General features: G+C 41.4%; 14 protein-coding genes and 1 other RNA gene. 3 read left to right on the top strand and 12 right to left on the bottom strand.

Annotated elements, in window-relative coordinates:
* Window positions 1–16: 16 nt before the first annotated feature.
* From rsmB to TZ97_RS09940, 6 genes are all read right to left on the bottom strand, one after another.
* On the bottom strand, window positions 17–1330 hold the full coding sequence (rsmB, locus tag TZ97_RS09965) for a 16S rRNA (cytosine(967)-C(5))-methyltransferase RsmB (protein ID WP_042759762.1): 1314 nt from the start codon (window positions 1328–1330) through the stop codon (window positions 17–19).
* A complete protein-coding gene (gene fmt, locus TZ97_RS09960) occupies window positions 1320–2255 on the bottom strand; it encodes a methionyl-tRNA formyltransferase (protein ID WP_045760273.1) in 936 nt (311 codons plus the stop codon). The genes rsmB and fmt overlap by 11 nt, the downstream gene beginning before the upstream one ends.
* An 11-nt stretch (window positions 2256–2266) precedes the next feature.
* The gene (locus TZ97_RS09955) at window positions 2267–4675 is read right to left on the bottom strand and encodes a primosomal protein N' (protein ID WP_045760272.1); all 2409 of its coding nucleotides are present in this window, start codon (window positions 4673–4675) and stop codon (window positions 2267–2269) included.
* Between the two features lie 64 nt (window positions 4676–4739).
* Window positions 4740–5054, bottom strand: a complete 315-nt coding sequence (gene rpoZ, locus TZ97_RS09950; protein WP_003010339.1) for a DNA-directed RNA polymerase subunit omega — start codon at window positions 5052–5054, stop codon at window positions 4740–4742.
* A 25-nt stretch (window positions 5055–5079) separates the two neighbouring features.
* Entirely contained in the window at window positions 5080–5712 is a 633-nt protein-coding gene (gmk, locus tag TZ97_RS09945) for a guanylate kinase (RefSeq protein ID WP_045760271.1), read from the bottom strand.
* A 107-nt stretch (window positions 5713–5819) separates the two neighbouring features.
* Window positions 5820–7427 (bottom strand): ribonuclease Y, encoded by a 1608-nt coding sequence (locus TZ97_RS09940; protein WP_045760270.1) that lies wholly within the window; start codon window positions 7425–7427, stop codon window positions 5820–5822.
* Window positions 7428–7661: 234 nt separating this feature from the next.
* On the opposite strand from TZ97_RS09940, the gene TZ97_RS09935 reads away from it, so the two are divergent.
* The gene (locus TZ97_RS09935; protein ID WP_045760269.1) at window positions 7662–8144 is read left to right on the top strand and encodes an S-ribosylhomocysteine lyase; all 483 of its coding nucleotides are present in this window, start codon (window positions 7662–7664) and stop codon (window positions 8142–8144) included.
* 231 nt (window positions 8145–8375) lie between these two features.
* Here the strand turns inward: TZ97_RS09935 and TZ97_RS09930 are convergent, their stop codons facing one another.
* From TZ97_RS09930 to TZ97_RS09915, 5 genes are all read right to left on the bottom strand, one after another.
* Window positions 8376–9800 (bottom strand): cell division site-positioning protein MapZ family protein, encoded by a 1425-nt coding sequence (locus TZ97_RS09930; RefSeq protein WP_045760268.1) that lies wholly within the window; start codon window positions 9798–9800, stop codon window positions 8376–8378.
* Window positions 9801–9811: 11 nt separating this feature from the next.
* A complete protein-coding gene (locus TZ97_RS09925; protein WP_045760267.1) occupies window positions 9812–10969 on the bottom strand; it encodes a THUMP domain-containing class I SAM-dependent RNA methyltransferase in 1158 nt (385 codons plus the stop codon).
* Window positions 10970–11035: 66 nt separating this feature from the next.
* An RNA gene (rnpB, locus tag TZ97_RS10385) (RNase P RNA component class B) lies at window positions 11036–11401 on the bottom strand.
* A gap of 19 nt (window positions 11402–11420) precedes the next feature.
* Entirely contained in the window at window positions 11421–11759 is a 339-nt protein-coding gene (gpsB, locus tag TZ97_RS09920) for a cell division regulator GpsB (protein WP_045760266.1), read from the bottom strand.
* 69 nt (window positions 11760–11828) lie between these two features.
* Window positions 11829–12356, bottom strand: a complete 528-nt coding sequence (locus TZ97_RS09915) for an SLOG family protein (protein ID WP_023920293.1) — start codon at window positions 12354–12356, stop codon at window positions 11829–11831.
* Window positions 12357–12420: 64 nt separating this feature from the next.
* On the opposite strand from TZ97_RS09915, the gene recU reads away from it, so the two are divergent.
* Complete coding sequence (gene recU / locus TZ97_RS09910) at window positions 12421–13014, top strand: Holliday junction resolvase RecU (RefSeq protein ID WP_045760265.1); 594 nt, start codon at window positions 12421–12423, stop codon at window positions 13012–13014.
* Window positions 13015–15129: a penicillin-binding protein PBP1A gene (pbp1a, locus tag TZ97_RS09905; protein ID WP_021154545.1), complete on the top strand. Its 2115-nt coding sequence runs from the start codon at window positions 13015–13017 to the stop codon at window positions 15127–15129. It abuts the gene before it with no gap.
* 434 nt (window positions 15130–15563) lie between these two features.
* Here pbp1a and pepC read toward each other — a convergent pair whose 3' ends face one another.
* Entirely contained in the window at window positions 15564–16898 is a 1335-nt protein-coding gene (gene pepC / locus TZ97_RS09900) for an aminopeptidase C (protein WP_045760264.1), read from the bottom strand.
* Window positions 16899–16950 lie beyond the last annotated feature (52 nt).

The raw sequence follows: 16950 nt of genomic DNA, 5'->3' as shown, positions 1-16950 counted from the left end.
CAGTTTCCTCCTGATATTATGAGATTCTCTTAAAACGACTGATAAAGAAGCCGTCGCTTCCATATAATTCGGGTGTAATAAGGATACAATCATTTTTAAGAATATCTTTTCTTTCGTGATCCAATGGGACTTGTTCGAAATTTGGATGGTTTTTCAAAAATTGGTCCACCACTTCAAAATTCTCTTTACCCATAATTGTACACGTACTGTACACTATTATACCACCTTTACGCACACTTTGACAAACACTATCCAGAATGTCCAATTGAATAGCTTGTAAAGATACAAAATCTGCACTCTCTTTATTGTACTTGATATCAGGCTTTCTCCGTATCAAACCAATCCCTGAACAAGGCGCATCCACCAAAATTTTATCGAAAGCATCAGGTCCAAATGTTTCAAAGACTTTTGTCGCATCTAACTTCTTTGTCAAAATTTTGTCCGCAACATGGAGCCGATTAGCATTTTCTTGAATCAATTTGAGCTTATGGTCATAGAGATCCAAGGCTGTGACTTTCCCAGTTGTGAGATAAGAAGCCAGGTGAGTCGTCTTTCCACCTGGCGCCGCACAGGCATCTAAAACCCACTCATCTCCTTGCAAATCCAAAGCCGGTGCCACCAATTGACTGGACTCGTCTTGAATAGTAATGCGCCCTTCTTTGAACAAGGAATGCGCTGCAAAATGTCCCTGTTCTTTCACGAGAGCGGACGGAGCAAGTAGAGAGGAGGTTGCTTCGAGTAGCTGAGCCAACTCTTCTTTTTCGTCTAGATCAATCACACGAATACTGGATTTATTACGCTGATAGAGACTCTTAAAAATAGCGCAAGCACGTTCCTCACCGTATTCTTCGATCAATGCTTTGACCAACCATACAGGTAGGGAATACTCTACCGAATAACGTTTATTCTTTCGCTTGATCGTATCAATAGCTGGTAGTCCCTCGCGGAGGAGCTTTCTAAGAATAGCATTGACAAACTTCTCACTGCCTTCTTTTCGACGTTTTGCTATCCGGACAGCTTCATTGACGATGGCATGATCAGGAATGCGGTCTAAATAGACAAGTTGATACAAGCTCATCATCAAAAGATAATAGAGCCAAGGATCCAATTTCGTCCGGTCTTCAATCACGTGGGCGAGATACCACTCGAGCGTTATCTTCCGTGCTACAGTACCGTATACAACTTCCGTGACAAAGCTTCTATCTTTATCTGAAAGTTGAGAGTGTTCTAGCGCTTGATTTAGGGCAATATTAGAATAAGCCCCCTGTTCAAAAACCTCTTCTAATACTCGAACGATCTGTTCACGCGCATTCATTTGTTTAACTTCCAAAGTGATCTCCTACTTTCAATTGACGGCCAGCGCCATTCAAAAAGTCTGTGATGGACATTTTGGGTTTTCCTGCCGGCTGCACAACTTTGAGGGACAGCGCTCCTTCTCCTGCAGCGACCACCAACTCTTTTTTAGTCAAAGCAATCACTTCTCCTGGATTTCCATTTCCTTCGCATAGCTCTGCTTCATAAACTTTAAAGCGCTGACCATTTAATAACGTATGAGCGACTGGCCAAGGATTCATCCCCCGGATCTGGTTAAAGACTTGGCGATTGGTTTTGGTCCAGTCCAAAACCTCTTCTTCCGGTAAAATATTCGGTGAAAATGTGACCAAACTTGGATCTTGTGGACTTGGCTTGATCTCCCCTGCCAGGTAAGCTGGCAAAGTATCTAGGAGTAAGTCACGTCCAAGAACAGCCAATTTTTCAAACAAAGTTCCCACATTGTCCTCATCTAAAATTGGGAGAGAACGAGCTGCAATCATGTCTCCGGCATCCATTTCCTTGACCATTTCCATAATTGTAACTCCAGCTTCTTCATCACCATTGATCAGGGCATAGTGAATGGGAGCTCCACCTCTATATTTAGGCAATAAAGACGCGTGGATATTCACCGCAAATTGGAAGTTCTCCAACAATTTTGTCGGTAAAAATTGTCCAAAAGCAGCGGTCACAATTCCATCTGCATCTAGGGATAAGAGAGTTTCCATTTCTGGACTACCCGATAATTTCTCCGGCTGAAGAACCGGTAGTTGATGTTCCAAAGCTACCTGCTTCACTGGGGTCATTCGAATCTCTTTTTTGCGACCTACTTTGCGGTCCGGTTGCGTCACAACTGCCAAAATTTCATAGCGCGAATCTGCTAACAATCCCTTTAAAACCGTCGCTGAAAAATCAGGCGTTCCCATAAAAATTAATTTTGTCATTTCTTTCTTCCTTACATAAAACTTTGAGGTTCATTATCAATACTGACACGGAGATCTTGGTTGCCTCTTTCTTGTGTAAATTCTAAGATTTGATTCAAGACCTGAGTCATGCCTTCTTCAAAACGATATTTCACAATGATTTGATAATGATACAAATTATGTGTGCGTGCAATTGGTTTAGGAGTTGGTCCTAAGATTTGGACCTGATCGGATAAGCCAGAACGGAGGATTTCCATAACCTGATGTGACTTCTCCATCACAATTTCCTCACTCTTATGGGATAGGGTTAACCCAACTGTGAAGTAATAAGGCGTATAGCCTAACTGCCGGCGAATTTGCATTTCATAGGCAAAAAAGCCTTCATAATCTTGGTCTTTGGCAAATCGAATCGCATAATGATTGGGGTTGTAGCTCTGAATGATAACCTCTCCTTCTTTCTCTGCTCGTCCGGCCCTTCCTGCCACCTGAGTCAAGAGTTGAAAGGTTCGCTCTGAGGATCGATAATCCGGTAAATTTAAAGAAGTATCCGCATTCAAGACACCCACTAACGTCACATTTGGAAAATCCAAGCCCTTCGCAATCATTTGCGTCCCTAATAAAATATCCGCTTCTCCATTCCCGAAAGCATCTAATATTGCTGCGTGGCTCCCTTTTTTTCGGGTAGTATCCACATCCATACGCAAAATTTTAGCCTCAGGAAAGATCTCTTGTAATTCATCATAGGCTTTTTGTGTTCCTGTCCCGTAATAACGAATGGAAGGACTTTGGCAATTTGGACAGTGTCGAGGAATCGCTTTGCTATAGCCACAATAATGACAGTTCATGGTTTTAGTATCCATGTGGAGGGTCAGTGAGATATCACAATTGGGACAAGTATCCACAGTTCCACACTCGCGACACATGACAAAGCTGGAATAACCACGGCGGTTCAACATCAAGACGACCTGCTCTTTTTTCTGCAAGCGATCAGCAATAGCTTCCACTAGAACCGGAGTGAAGTTACCAGCTTCATTTTGGCCAATATAATCACGGAAATCAACGACTTTAACTTCTGGAATTTTGGCTGCCGGATTGGCCCGTTGGGTGAGACGAATTAATTCATAAACCCCTTTTGTTGCACGAGCCCTCGATTCTAAACTTGGTGTAGCAGATCCAAGAAGCAAGACTGCTTGATTGTACTGAGCCCTTAGGACTGCGACTTCCCTTGCGTGGTAGCGTGGATTACTATCTTGTTTGTAGGAAGCCTCATGCTCCTCATCAATGATGATGGCTCCGATGTTTTTTAAAGGGGCAAAGATGGCTGAGCGCGCTCCAACGACTACCTTGGCCTCCCCACGTTCAACTTTTCGCCATTGATCATACTTCTCACCATTTGATAAGCCCGAGTGCAGAATAGCTACTTCCTGGCCAAAACGCGAGATAAAACGATCCGTCATCTGTGGCGTCAGGGAAATCTCAGGAACCAACATAATAGCCGTTTTCCCCTTATTTAGAACTTCTTGAATAATCTGCAGATAAACTTCTGTTTTCCCACTTCCAGTCACACCTTCTAGTAAAAAAGGTTTTGATGTTTTCCCAATTTGAGAAACTACTGTTTCGACAGCTTTTGCTTGCTCTGAATTTAAAAGCAGAGCCTGGGTCTGTTCTTTGCCTTCATAATATGCAGCCGCCCGATTCACTTCTCGTTCTGTAATTTCTAAAACACCCTGTTCGATAAAATAAGCTACCACTTCTCGTGAAAAATCCTGATACAATCCTGCTAAGGGTTGCTCCCCTTGCTCTAGTAACAGGCGCTCTTTCAATGCTAGCCTTTTTTTAGCTCTTCCTGATGGTTGAAGTTCTTTTAATCCTTCCTGGTTAACGCGATACCATTTTTCTGTTTTAATTTGTTTCCTATCCTTGGCCTTGTATTCAAGTACCAAATCTCCTTTTCTGACCAACCGCATCACTTGGGCTTGATCGGCCGCATCTAGAGAAGAAAAAGAAACTTCATTTTTTTCACCAAAAAGTTTCACTTTGAGAGTTGGATCTAAAGAAGGTTGAGGATACAAAATCTTATCATAACTCGAATTGAGGAGAGAAGGAAGCATGGTTTTTAAAATCGTGATCTTATAAGAAAAAACACTTTTTCGTAATTGATCTGCCAACCAGAACTGCTCTTGGTTTAAGACAGGAGTGTAGTCTAATACCTCTCCAATCGCCTTCAATTCCTCGCTTGTATCTGCCTCTTCTACAACGTCTACCACAATCCCTTGAATGAGGCGATTCCCTTTACCAAAGGGGACATGAACTCGCATTCCCGCCTCAACCATATCTTCAAATTCTGATGGAATCTGATAGGAATAGGGTTTATCCGTCTGCATCAATGGAACATCTACGATGACTTTTGCTATCACTTTTTCACCTCCAGCCTCTATCATATGAGCCTTACTTTATCACGGAACCCTTTAAATAGCAAAAAATAAGATTGAGAAGCCCCCAACCTTAAATTTTTTCACCATCTTCTTTTTCTTTGGCAATTTGTTCCTTAATTTTGCGCTCTTCTTCTTCTTTGCGGATTCGCTCTGCTTCAATCCGACGACGAAGCGCTTCACGTTTTGCTTCTGGATCCGGGTGAACAACTACGTTTCCTGACTCGATTTCTTCAAGCGCTTGTAATGTTGATTTGACCGATTGGAATTCTTGAGTTGGCACTGCACCACTTTCCAATTCGTGGGCCCGTTTTGCCTCAAGAATGACCAATGAGTATTTTGAGGGTACTTTGTCAAGCAATGTATCAATAGAAGGTTTTAACATCATATTCCTATACCTAATTTCTAATTATTTATCTCTTCACAATAGTTTGTGCTTTTGGTAACATATCCAGATAATGGCCAATGACACGGTCTACACGGAAATGTTCTGCTTCGATCACACGTTTGACACGTTCAGCAGCAAGAGGAACTTCATCGTTCACAATTGCGTAGTCATATTCACGCATCATGGCGATTTCTTCTTTTGCTTTTTCAATCCGTTGCGCAATGACTTCTGCACTATCTGTTCCGCGTCCCACTAATCGATCTTGTAATTCATCCAAATCAGGCGGGGTTAAGAAGATAAAAACTGCATCTGGCACTTTTTTCTTTACTTGAAGAGCCCCCTGAACTTCAATTTCAAGGAATACATCGATTCCCTTGTCCAAGGTTTCATTCACATAGGTTAAAGGAGTCCCATAGTAATTTCCAACGTACTCAGCATACTCTAACATTTGCCCTTGACGGATCAAATCTTCAAATTCTTCACGTGTACGGAAAAAATAATCGACACCATCCACTTCACCTGGACGTTGTGCACGCGTCGTCATCGATACAGAATACTGAAACTGATTGTCCGAGTTTTCAAAAATTTCTCGTCTGACCGTTCCTTTTCCAACCCCTGAAGGGCCAGAAAATACAATTAATAAGCCACGATCCGCCATGATTTCTCCTTCAATGTCTTTCTATCTAGTGTAACAAAAAACGGCCTAATTTTCAACTGATTTTTTTCATTCAAAAAGCTTGAGATGCTAGATCTCAAGCTTTTCGTTTATTTTGCGTAATCGACTGCACGCAATTCTCGAATAACGGTAACCTTAATGTTTCCAGGATATTCAAGATTGGACTCGATCTTCTCACGAATATCATGAGCTAAGATCGTCACTTTATCATCCTTGATTGCCTCAGGGCTAACCATAATACGGATTTCACGTCCTGCTTGAAGGGCGAAACTTGTCTTAACTCCTTCAAAGCTGTTTGCAATTTCTTCAAGATCTTGCAAACGTTTGATGTAACTTTCAAGTGACTCACTTCGTGCTCCAGGTCGAGCTGCACTCAAGGCATCCGCTGCAGCGACAATGACTGCGATAACACTTTCAGGTTCCACATCTCCATGGTGACTGGCAATAGTATTGACAACCACTGGGTGTTCCTTGTACTTCCGTGCCAATTCAGTTCCAATTTCAACGTGACTTCCTTCCACTTCACGGTCAATCGCTTTACCGATATCATGCAAGAACCCTGCACGTCGTGCCAAAGTAGCATTTTCACCCAACTCACTGGCAATAATACCAGAAAGTTTGGCAACTTCAATGGAGTGACGCAAAACGTTTTGACCATAAGATGTACGGAATTGCAACCGTCCCATGATTTTCATCAAATCTGGATGGAGGTTTGGCGCACCGATTTCATAGGCAGCTGCCTCACCGTATTCACGAATCCGGTTGTCAATTTCCTGACGGTTCTTCTCAACCAGCTCTTCGATGCGGGCTGGATGGATGCGACCATCTTTGAGAAGGCTCTCCATTGTCATACGGGCAATTTCACGACGAATCGGATCAAACCCTGACAAGGTCACCACCTCTGGCGTATCATCGATAATCACATCGACACCTGTCAAGCTCTCAAAGGTACGAATATTGCGCCCTTCACGACCGATAATACGGCCCTTCATGCTATCATCTGGCAAATGAACGGTTGAGTTTGTTTGCTCTGCAACAAAATCACCTGCCATCCGTTGCATGGCTTGGACAAGAATGTCTTTAGCCATCTTATCAGAACGTTCCTTCACTTCCAACTCAGCATCACGAATTCGCGATGCAATTTCTTTTGAAAGATGCTCTTCCGTCTGATTCAAAATAATGTCACGCGCTTCTCCTTGACTTAGAGCAGCGACACGTTCCAGTTCTTCTACTTTCTTGTGTTCAAGCTCTTCCAGCTGTTGTTCACGCGTATCAATGTGTTTAGTTCTATCTGTAAGACTTTGCTCTTTGTGTTCAAGAGACTGTTCTTTGCTTGTTAAAATGTCGTCTTTACGATCAAGATTGCTAGCACGTTCTGCCAAACGGCTTTCTAATTGCTTCAATTCTTGTCGTTCTGACTTAAACTCAGCATCGACCTCTTCACGATATTTTCTGGCTTCTTCCTTTGCCTCCAAAAGTGCTTCTTTTTTAAGTGAACTTGACTCATGCTTCGCCTCTTTTAAAATCAAATCGGCTTCGCGTTCAGCCTGTCCACGTAAATTCGTTGCTTCTTGTTCAGCATTCAAAAGGGTGAGTTCCGCAGCTTCTTTTGAAGCTTTCATTTTAAGAGCAGTTCCCACATATCCAATGACTAAACCAATGACCGCGGCAAAAACACCTGTAATAACAAAATTCATGCTTTTACCCCAAATCTATTTAATTAGTTGAATTAAAAATTCTTTTACATTTTACCATAAATTACTAAAATTAACAATCTAAAAAAACAGGAAAAACCTTTTATATTTTTGCTTAACCCTTGTTCTTTTATCGACTTTTCTTTCATGGAACATCTGTGAGATATTCATTTATTTCCACTTTGTTGAATCTGCTTTTTTATGCTATAATCAAGAAAAACAAAGAAGGATTTGAGTATGACAAAAGAAGTAATTGTTGAAAGTTTTGAATTGGACCACACAGCTGTAAAGGCTCCCTATGTACGCTTGATTGGTGAGGAAACTGGACCCAAAGGAGACATCATCTCTAATTTTGACATTCGTTTGGTGCAGCCCAATGAAAATGCGATTCCAACAGCAGGGCTCCACACGATCGAGCATCTTCTTGCGATGCTCATTCGCAAACGCATCGATGGTATGATTGATTGTTCCCCATTTGGATGTCGCACCGGTTTTCATATGATCATGTGGGGACAACATTCGAGTACGGAAATTGCTAAAGTAATCAAAGATTCTTTAGAAGAAATTGCATCTGTCAGCACTTGGGAGGATGTCCCAGGTACAACTATTGAGTCTTGTGGAAATTACAAGGACCACAGCCTCTTTTCAGCAAAAGAATGGTGTCGCCTGATTCTAGATCAAGGAATCTCAGATAATCCCTTTGAACGTCATCTTGTTTAATACGAAAAAGAGGCTGGGACAAAATTCCTAGCCTCTCAATTATTTTTGGATTGTCGAGCAAGACGCAGTGGTTGAGTGGGCTCTACTACGCTGATTTCATCAGCTTTTACAGCCCTACTCAACTGTGCGGAGGTGGGACAACGAAATCGAATTCTAACGAATGACCGATTTCTGTCCCACTCTCTTTTTTTATTGTCATTTTTCCCAAAAAGGGGGATGTCTGATCAAGCATTAATAATCCAGAGCATCTGAATGACCTTTTCCGTTCCCTACGAAATAACCAGTCTTGGCATTGATACTAAAGAGATAGGTTCCATCTGGTTTGAAGAGGTTGTAATAGCCATTACCGTTAATGATATTGACACGCTCTAAAATGTATTGATTGCCAGTGATATGCCCACGTTTACGAGCAATGTTCAATACTTTTTCAAGGATCCCATCACCAAACACCCAAGCCGGGTTATTGACATCATTGATAGCTGCTTGGTTATATGGCACACGGCTCAAGTTCCGTTGAAGTGGGACACCATCGCTTGGAAGACCGTACCCTGAATAGCCTGGGTTTGCCGTTCCTGCACCACCTGTAGCAGCATTGACAGCTGGGGCCGTAGGCGTTGCTGCTTGAGCTGGGGCTGGAGTTGCATTAGAAGTATCTGTACCACCTGTCCCTGTCACTGGTGCCGGTGTCGCAACTTGTTGTGAACGTCCTTGCGCAACCGCCTCATTCAATAAGCTATCTAATTTTTCATTGCCTGTCTTTGTTTCTGCAAAGGTCGCATCACTTTTCGCTTTGGCAGTTGCATCAAGAACTCCATCTTTGATGACTGGAGAACTAAATTGAGAATTCACTTTTTGAATGGCAGAAACTTGCTTCACAAGGTCTTCATATTTTGTTTTAGCCGCATTATAATCACTGCTTCCTTCTAATTTGTCCAGCAGTTTCTTCAGATTTTCCAAGTCTCCGAATTTATCATTTTTAAGAGCACTTTTTGATTCATCTACAAAAAAGGCATCGTAGGCTTTGGTAAACTCTTCCAATTTTTGAGCCTGTGTTTCACTGCTACTTGATTTAGAAGTAGAAGATGACTTGCTAGATGAAGACGATACAACAGTTGTACCACCAGATTTTCCACGACTGTGCATCCAGTTATAGGTCACAAAAATGGCCGAACCGACAATCGCAAGACCTAAGGCAGAGTATAGAACCGCTTTGATTCGTTTGCCCGCATTGCTTGGTGTTTCCTCAGGAAGGTCCTCTGCTTCTACAACTGGTTCAGTTGGTGTGGGTCCAAATTTAATCTTAGCAGGTAATTCTGTTGAGATAGCATCCATTTCAGGTCTTTGTTCCAAGACCGTTTCCGTTACTTCCGGTGCCTCCACTGCTTCAGCTACTTCAGCAACTGTTTCTGAAGCTGCCAACTCTTCAGCTTTAGCCAACTCTTCTTTGGCCAAAATTTTTGTATCGTATTTTTCAGCTTCAATTTCTGCTCGGTGTTGTTTGATGTATTTGTCTAAGACATTATCACCTTCCGTTACACCTGCTTCGATTTCTTCTGCCTTTCGATTGGCTTGCCCAATCGTCATCTCTTTAGCATCTTCAAACTCTAAAATTGATTCTGTTTCTTGCTCTAATGGTTTATTATCCTTCTCTGTCATAAAAATCCTTTCTATGCCTTTATCTGCCGTTTTACTCGTTCCCCAAAATATTGGTAGAGATCAACTTTTAGGGTTCCGTTATAAAGTTTTCGTTTTTTATCTGCTTTACTACCGAATTTAGATTCAAAACCTTCATCACTGGTTAGGATGAATTTACTCCAGGTTTTGAGAGGTGCAAATACGTGCCCCATTTCAGTATACAATTTCGTCACACCTTCATCATCAGATAAGCGTTCTCCATATGGAGGATTGGAGATAATCACCCCGTTGATCTTATCTGAGTGAAGATCCTGGACTCGCATTTGTTTAAAAGTAATGTCACTGCTAACGCCCGCTTTCTGGGCATTTTCTTTGGCAATCTCAACCATCCGCGCATCGATATCAGTTCCCATAATATCCAATTCGATCTCGCGATTGATTCTTCTGCTTGCTTCTTGACGGACTTCATGAATCAAGCGATCATCCATCCAGTTCCATTCTTCAAAAGAAAAGGTCCGACGTAAACCAGGTGCCATATTTCTCGCAATCATCGCTGCCTCAATACAAAACGTTCCAGAACCACATGTCGGGTCAATCAAGGGCTTATCTGGATACCAGTTTGACAGCAGAAGAATTGCCGCTGCCATATTTTCCTTAATAGGGGCTCCCCCTTTTTCAGTCCGATAACCACGTTTGAAGAGGCTACTACCAGTGGTGTCAATCAAGACAGTGGCTTGGTCTTTAAGGATCGATACTTCGATCTTGAACTCTGCCCCATTTTCCATGAGAGGAACACCTTCTGGTCGGGCATAGTGTTTTTGTAACTTTTTAACCACTGCTTTTTTCGAAATGGCCTGAACGCTAGGTTCATTATGGAGTTTTGATTTGACACATTTAGCCTTAGAAATAGGAAAACGTGCTCCTAAAGGCAAATAGTTTTCCCAATCCAAAGCAAAGACACCTTGAAAGAGTTCTTCAAAGGTTTTGGCTGGAAACGTCCCAACCACAATTTTCACTCGATCAGCCGCGCGCAACCAGAGATTGGTCTCTATGATTGCTCGACGGTCTCCTTGAAATCGAACCCGTCCATTTTCAACCTGGCAATCGTAGCCGAGATCGCGTAGTTCTCGACCAACAACAGCCTCTATACCAGCAGCGGCCGTTGCAATCAATTCAAATTGTTTTTTCATCTTATTCCTATCACTTTAAAAAAGGAGGTTGAGATCTCTCTCCACCTCATCAACCTATATGCAATTTTCTATAAGCCATGTTTTGTTCCAGAAATGACTAGGTACCATTTCTTTCGATAATCATCTGTCTACTGTTTCCAGTCAGAATGCTATGTTCGTTTCCACGCATTCCATGCCCCGACCAAAGTTTGGGTTGCTAGCTTGAGGGGTTTACCGCGTTCCACTTTTTAGGTTTCCCTAAAAACTACGTCACTGTGGCACTTTCAGAGTTACTAGAGCTTATCCTTAGACTTAGCTCCTTCACTCGCCGTAACTTGAATACCAAGTCCCTAGGCTTATGGATTCACCTAGCACAAACACTACAGGCATCACAGCCTGTGCTAGCATGGACTTTCCTCATGAGAGTATTTTCTCACGCGATTATCCAAAAATTGCACAATCTATGGGATTACTAATCGCGATCTACGATCTGTTTCCCAAAAACTTCTTTTTCCAAACGATTGAGACGTTTGAGTATATCAAAGTTCGTCGCTGTTGTCACTTGCGGAAATTCTTGCGTAGCGGTGCTAGCAATCGGAGATGTTTGTGGTGTTTCCTGTGCTTTTTGGGCAAGATCTTCACGAAGGCGGGCGTTTTCTTCACGCAATTCCTTCACCAAAGCAGCATAGGTTTCATAGTCTTTTATGACATCATCCAAAAATTCATTTACTTCATCTTTATTATAACCACGAACTTCTCGTTTGAAATCTTGATCAAAAATATCTTTCGCAGTAAAAATAATACTCGCCATTACTCTCTCCAATCTAGTTCATCATCTCAATTATATAAAAAAATGGTAAGAAAAATCAAGGTATAACACTTAGTTTTCGTAAAAATTTTCAGCAAGTTCATTTAAGTCATCAAAACTTAATTGTTTGACATAAAATGGTTCTTTTTCTACCATCATTTTGTAAAGATATTTTAAATTGGTTTCATTTTCTGGATCATAAAAAACATAAGCTCCATCCGCGTTATCTATCAAAAACTGATTGTATTCTTTTAGTTGACCCGGATTGCTATAGTGGGGATAGGCATATTTCACGAAATCCACCTGTTTGAAGCGTGCTAATAATTCCTGATTGCTTTCATTCCAATTTTCACCAACATTCTCAAATAGGAAGATCGTCGCCATTTGAAAATCGTAATCTTTTTTTAATGCAAAGGCGACCTCTAGTACCCAAGCCTCAAATCCCAAATTACCAGAAAAGACCAGCCATTTCACTCCTTCTTCAAATAGACGACGAAGATCTCTTTCAATGGCTTTTTTGATAATGGTCAGTCGAGGGTCTTTATTGGAAAAGACTCCCACATCAAAACTCTTATAACCTGCAACAAGTATGGTATTCATTTTTTCCTCATTATTCTAATTTATGATATAATAGAGTGATGTAATTGTACCAATAAGGAGAACTATGGTCAACTATCCACATAAAGTAACCAAAAAAACCTTGGTCTCTACACAAAGGAAACATCCAGTCGACTTTGCGAATCGTGGGATGACATTTGAAAAAATGATCAATGAAAGTAATCAATACTATCTTTCTCGAGGTCTGGCAGTCATCCATAAAAAACCAACACCGATTCAAATCGTGAAAGTGGATTATCCACGTCGCAGTCGGGCAAAGATTGTTGAAGCCTATTTCAGGCAAGCCTCAACGACGGACTATTCTGGAGTATACAAGGGACGCTATATCGATTTTGAAGCTAAGGAAACACAGCAAAAGCAATCCATGCCGATGAAAAATTTTCATCAACATCAAATCGATCATATGGAGGCGGTTGTCCAGCAAGGCGGCATCTGTTTCGTTCTCTTGCATTTTGCAAAGTTGAGTGAAACCTACCTACTACCTGCTCCTGCATTAATTCACTATTACAACATCGATCATGGTAGTAAATCCATGCCCCTCTCCTATATTCAGGAGCACGGCTTTCTAGTAGATGAGAATCGACTTCCGAGCGTTCCTTATCTTGATATTATCGAACAGAAACTTCTAGGCGGTATTTAAATGAATAAACAAACAGTCATTCAATGGTTGAAATATGTTGCGATTGCAGCCATTTCATTTTTCTTACTTTTATTTGTCCTTGGTGGACTGATATTTAGTTACTATGCTATGAAAGCACCAACCTTGTCTGAAAAAGATTTGGTTGCAACAACATCTAGTAAGATCTATGATAACCAAAACAATCTGATCGCAGATTTGGGGGCTGAGAAACGAATCAATGTCACAGCCAATGAAATCCCTACTGATTTGGTCAATGCTATCGTAGCGATTGAAGACCACCGTTTCTTCAATCACCGTGGGGTCGACATCATTCGGATCGGCGGTTCCTTCCTTCACAACTTACGAGGAGGAAGTCAAGGTGGGTCAACCTTGACGCAACAATTGATCAAATTAACTTATTTCTCCACTTCGGCCTCAGACCGTACCCTCTCTCGTAAGATCCAAGAAGCTTGGTTAGCAACCCAACTAGAAAAGAAAGCAACTAAACAAGAAATCTTGACCTATTACGTCAATAAAGTATTTATGGCGAATGGGAACTACGGAATGCAGACAGCTGCGAAAAGTTATTACGGAAAAGATCTAAAAGATCTTTCGCTCCCTCAATTGGCACTCCTTGCGGGGATGCCCCAAGCACCAAACCAATACGATCCATACTCCCATCCTGAAGCAGCGCAACAGCGCCGAAACTTAGTATTAAAAGAAATGCTTGATATGAAGACCATTTCTAACAAACAATACGAAGCAGCGGTCAATACACCTGTTACAGATGGTCTGCAAAGTCTTAGTTCTTCAAGCAGTTACCCAGCCTATATGGATAATTACCTGAAAGAAGTGATCGAGCAGGTCGAAGAAGAAACAGGCTACAATTTGTTGACAACCGGAATGGATGTCTATACAAACGTGGATACAGAAGCTCAAAAGAAACTATGGGATATCTACAATACAGATGAATATGTCAATTACCCGGATGATGAAATGCAAGTAGCTTCTACCGTTATTGATGTCAATACTGGTAAAGTCATTGCTCAGCTGGGTTCTCGTCACCAATCCAGCAATGTTTCCTTTGGTACAAACCAAGCGGTTGAAACGAACCGTGACTGGGGTTCAACAATGAAACCAATCACAGATTACGCACCAGCTCTTGAACATGAGGAATATACCTCTACAGCAGCTACTACAACAGATGCGCCATACAACTTCCCTCATTCATCAACGCCTGTCTACAACTGGGACCGTTCATACTATGGTAGCATGTCCATTACCTACGCAATTCAACAATCTCGTAACGTGCCTGCGGTGAAGGCCCTGGAAAAAGTTGGTCTTAAACAAGCTAAGAAATTCCTCAATGGATTAGGGATCGATTACCCAGAAATGGTTTACGCCAACGCTATCTCGAGTAACACTAGCGATTCTAGCAACAAATACGGAGCCAGCAGTGAGAAAATGGCAGCTGCCTATGCTGCTTTTGCCAATGGCGGTACCTATTACAAACCATCCTATGTTAGTCGGGTTGTCTTTAGTGATGGCACAACCAAGGAATTTGAGTCCGAAGGAACTCGTGCAATGAAAGCAACAACTGCCTACATGATGACAGATATGATGAAGACAGTTCTCTTGTCTGGTACCGGTACAAATGCTGCCATTTCGGGAATCTACCAAGCTGGTAAGACAGGTACATCAAACTATGCTGATAACGAAATCGGTAAATTGACAAAAAATGCTTATTCAAATATTGTAACACCGGATGAATTGTTTGTAGGCTACACTCCTGAATATGCCATGGCAGTATGGACAGGTTATTCCAATCGCTTTACACCAGTATTGGATAATGGAATACAGGTCGCAACGGATGTCTACCGTCAAATGATGCTCTATCTTGCTAATAATAATAACTCTGGTCATACGGATTGGACGCAACCAAGTGGACTGTATCGAAGTGGTTCTTATCTCTACTTAAACAATGGTAAGAACAACTACAATAACTACTACTATGAGCCAAGTTATTCCACTGATCAGTATTCGTATGAAGAACCATCGTCTAGCTCTTCGAACGAAGAAAATCAATCTAAACCATCTGAGCCTTCTTCGCAAGACTCTAACAATCATAACGAATAATAGAATGGAGAAGTCGGGCTTTTGCCCGGCTTTTTTTAAAACAATGGTTAAAAAACCAGAACGAATAAAATCTGATTTATTTAGTTAGACTTCCCAGCTTTTTTATTTTTGAGTATATAAAAAAAAAAGAGCCTTTCGGCTCTTATTAGAATGTAGACAAACTATTTTAAAGCAAAATAAGTTAAGTGATTCTGCAAAAAACAAAATTGAGTTCCAATATTTAAATCGATTTAAGAAAATACTGAAACTTTCCGCTGTGAGAAAAGTGCTTGAAACGTTATTGTTTCAGGCACTCGGAATTATTGAGACCTTAGACTCAATAATTAGTCATGGAACTTTAAAGAAGTTCGCTGACGTCCGTACTCACCTAAGGAAAGTTTTTAAGATATTTTGTCTTCAATCTGAAAAGAGCCTTTCGGCTCTTTTCTATATCATTATTTTGCTAAAGCTCCCATTGGATCCCACGGTGCTAGGACAATTGGTTCTGCTTCATAGGCTGCTAATTCGTCTGCTGTTAGGAATTCTTTACGAACCACGATTTGATAGGTATATTCATCCATCCAAGCATCAGAAGCCACAAAGTAACCATCTGTACCGACCTTGTCTCCCCATGAATTTTCAACCTTCCATTTACGAGGCTGACCTGCTTCGTCTAAATCAACCCCTGTCAAGACCATAGCGTGTGTCATGAGACTTTCTGCATAGTCCAAGCGACCCGCCTTGTCTTGTGTCAAATGAATGTCCATGCCTGCTTCAAAATCGTAGACATCTGTTGCCAGGATTCCGGCTTTACGGTTGCTGACTTGGCCTACATCTGAACCAAACCAGACAGTTTCCCCTGCTTTCATTTGAGCAATGGCTAATTCTTTCAATCGATCCATTGGAACATTTAGGTAGCGGACTGGACGGCTACCAACAACATTGCCCAGCATATCTACGGTGTAAGAATTTCCATATGGCTTGTCTGTAGTTGGGGCATTGATAATAGAGACGTAATCGTCTAATTGAAGGTCTACATATTTTTTGTAGAAGCTTTGTGGAGTTAAGCCACTTTCACTATGGAATTGGTTGTCCTTATCACGGTATGAAAAGTCAAATTCACGTGGAGGCAATCCTAAAGACATAGCCAAGAAGTTAAAAATTTCTTGCAACAGCGCTTGTTTCTTGCTCGCAACTGCCTCACTATCTGCGCCTGAGTGAATCAAATCACGCAAGATTTGCGCATCTTGACGCAAGAGTTTATTGAGGTAGGTGTTCAATTCCCGGCTATTGCTTGAAGAAATCGATTCTGGATAAACTGATTTTGGAACCACTCCGTATTTCTCAAAGAGAGATACCACCATATCCCATTGACCGCCATCTTGTTGTGGGGTTTGTAGGAGAAAAGTCACCTTACGGCTGGTCAATTCTTGGTCTGCTGTAGCAATCACTTGCTCCAAAAACCAGTTTGATTTTTCATACTTATCCCAAAAGAAAGTATGTGCTTGAGACAATTCAAAATCCTCCAATTGGAAGCTTGAAATCATCTTGTGACGGAAGGTATTTAAAGCAGCAAACATCCAACAACGTCCAGATGCTTTTTGGTTTGTCACCTTATCCTTGGTCAAATCAAGTGAAAAAACTGGTGTATTTTCTACTGCACTCTTGCGCGTTTCAAGCGATGCATGGATCCCATTGTGGGTAACAGCATTTTCAAGAGCCGCATATTTCACATTTGCTTCATAATTAGCATAGAGCTGGTCTGTAAATTCTTTCGTTAATTCTGACATAGCAATCTCCTTTTTTCATTATTTACTATTATAATCCTTTGAGCAGAATCTT

The sequence above is a fragment of the Streptococcus parasanguinis genome (genome assembly GCF_000963275.1).
Classification (GTDB): domain Bacteria; phylum Bacillota; class Bacilli; order Lactobacillales; family Streptococcaceae; genus Streptococcus; species Streptococcus parasanguinis_B.
The sequence above is the reverse complement of the archived record's forward strand: the minus strand, read 5'-3'. Positions and strand labels throughout refer to the sequence as shown.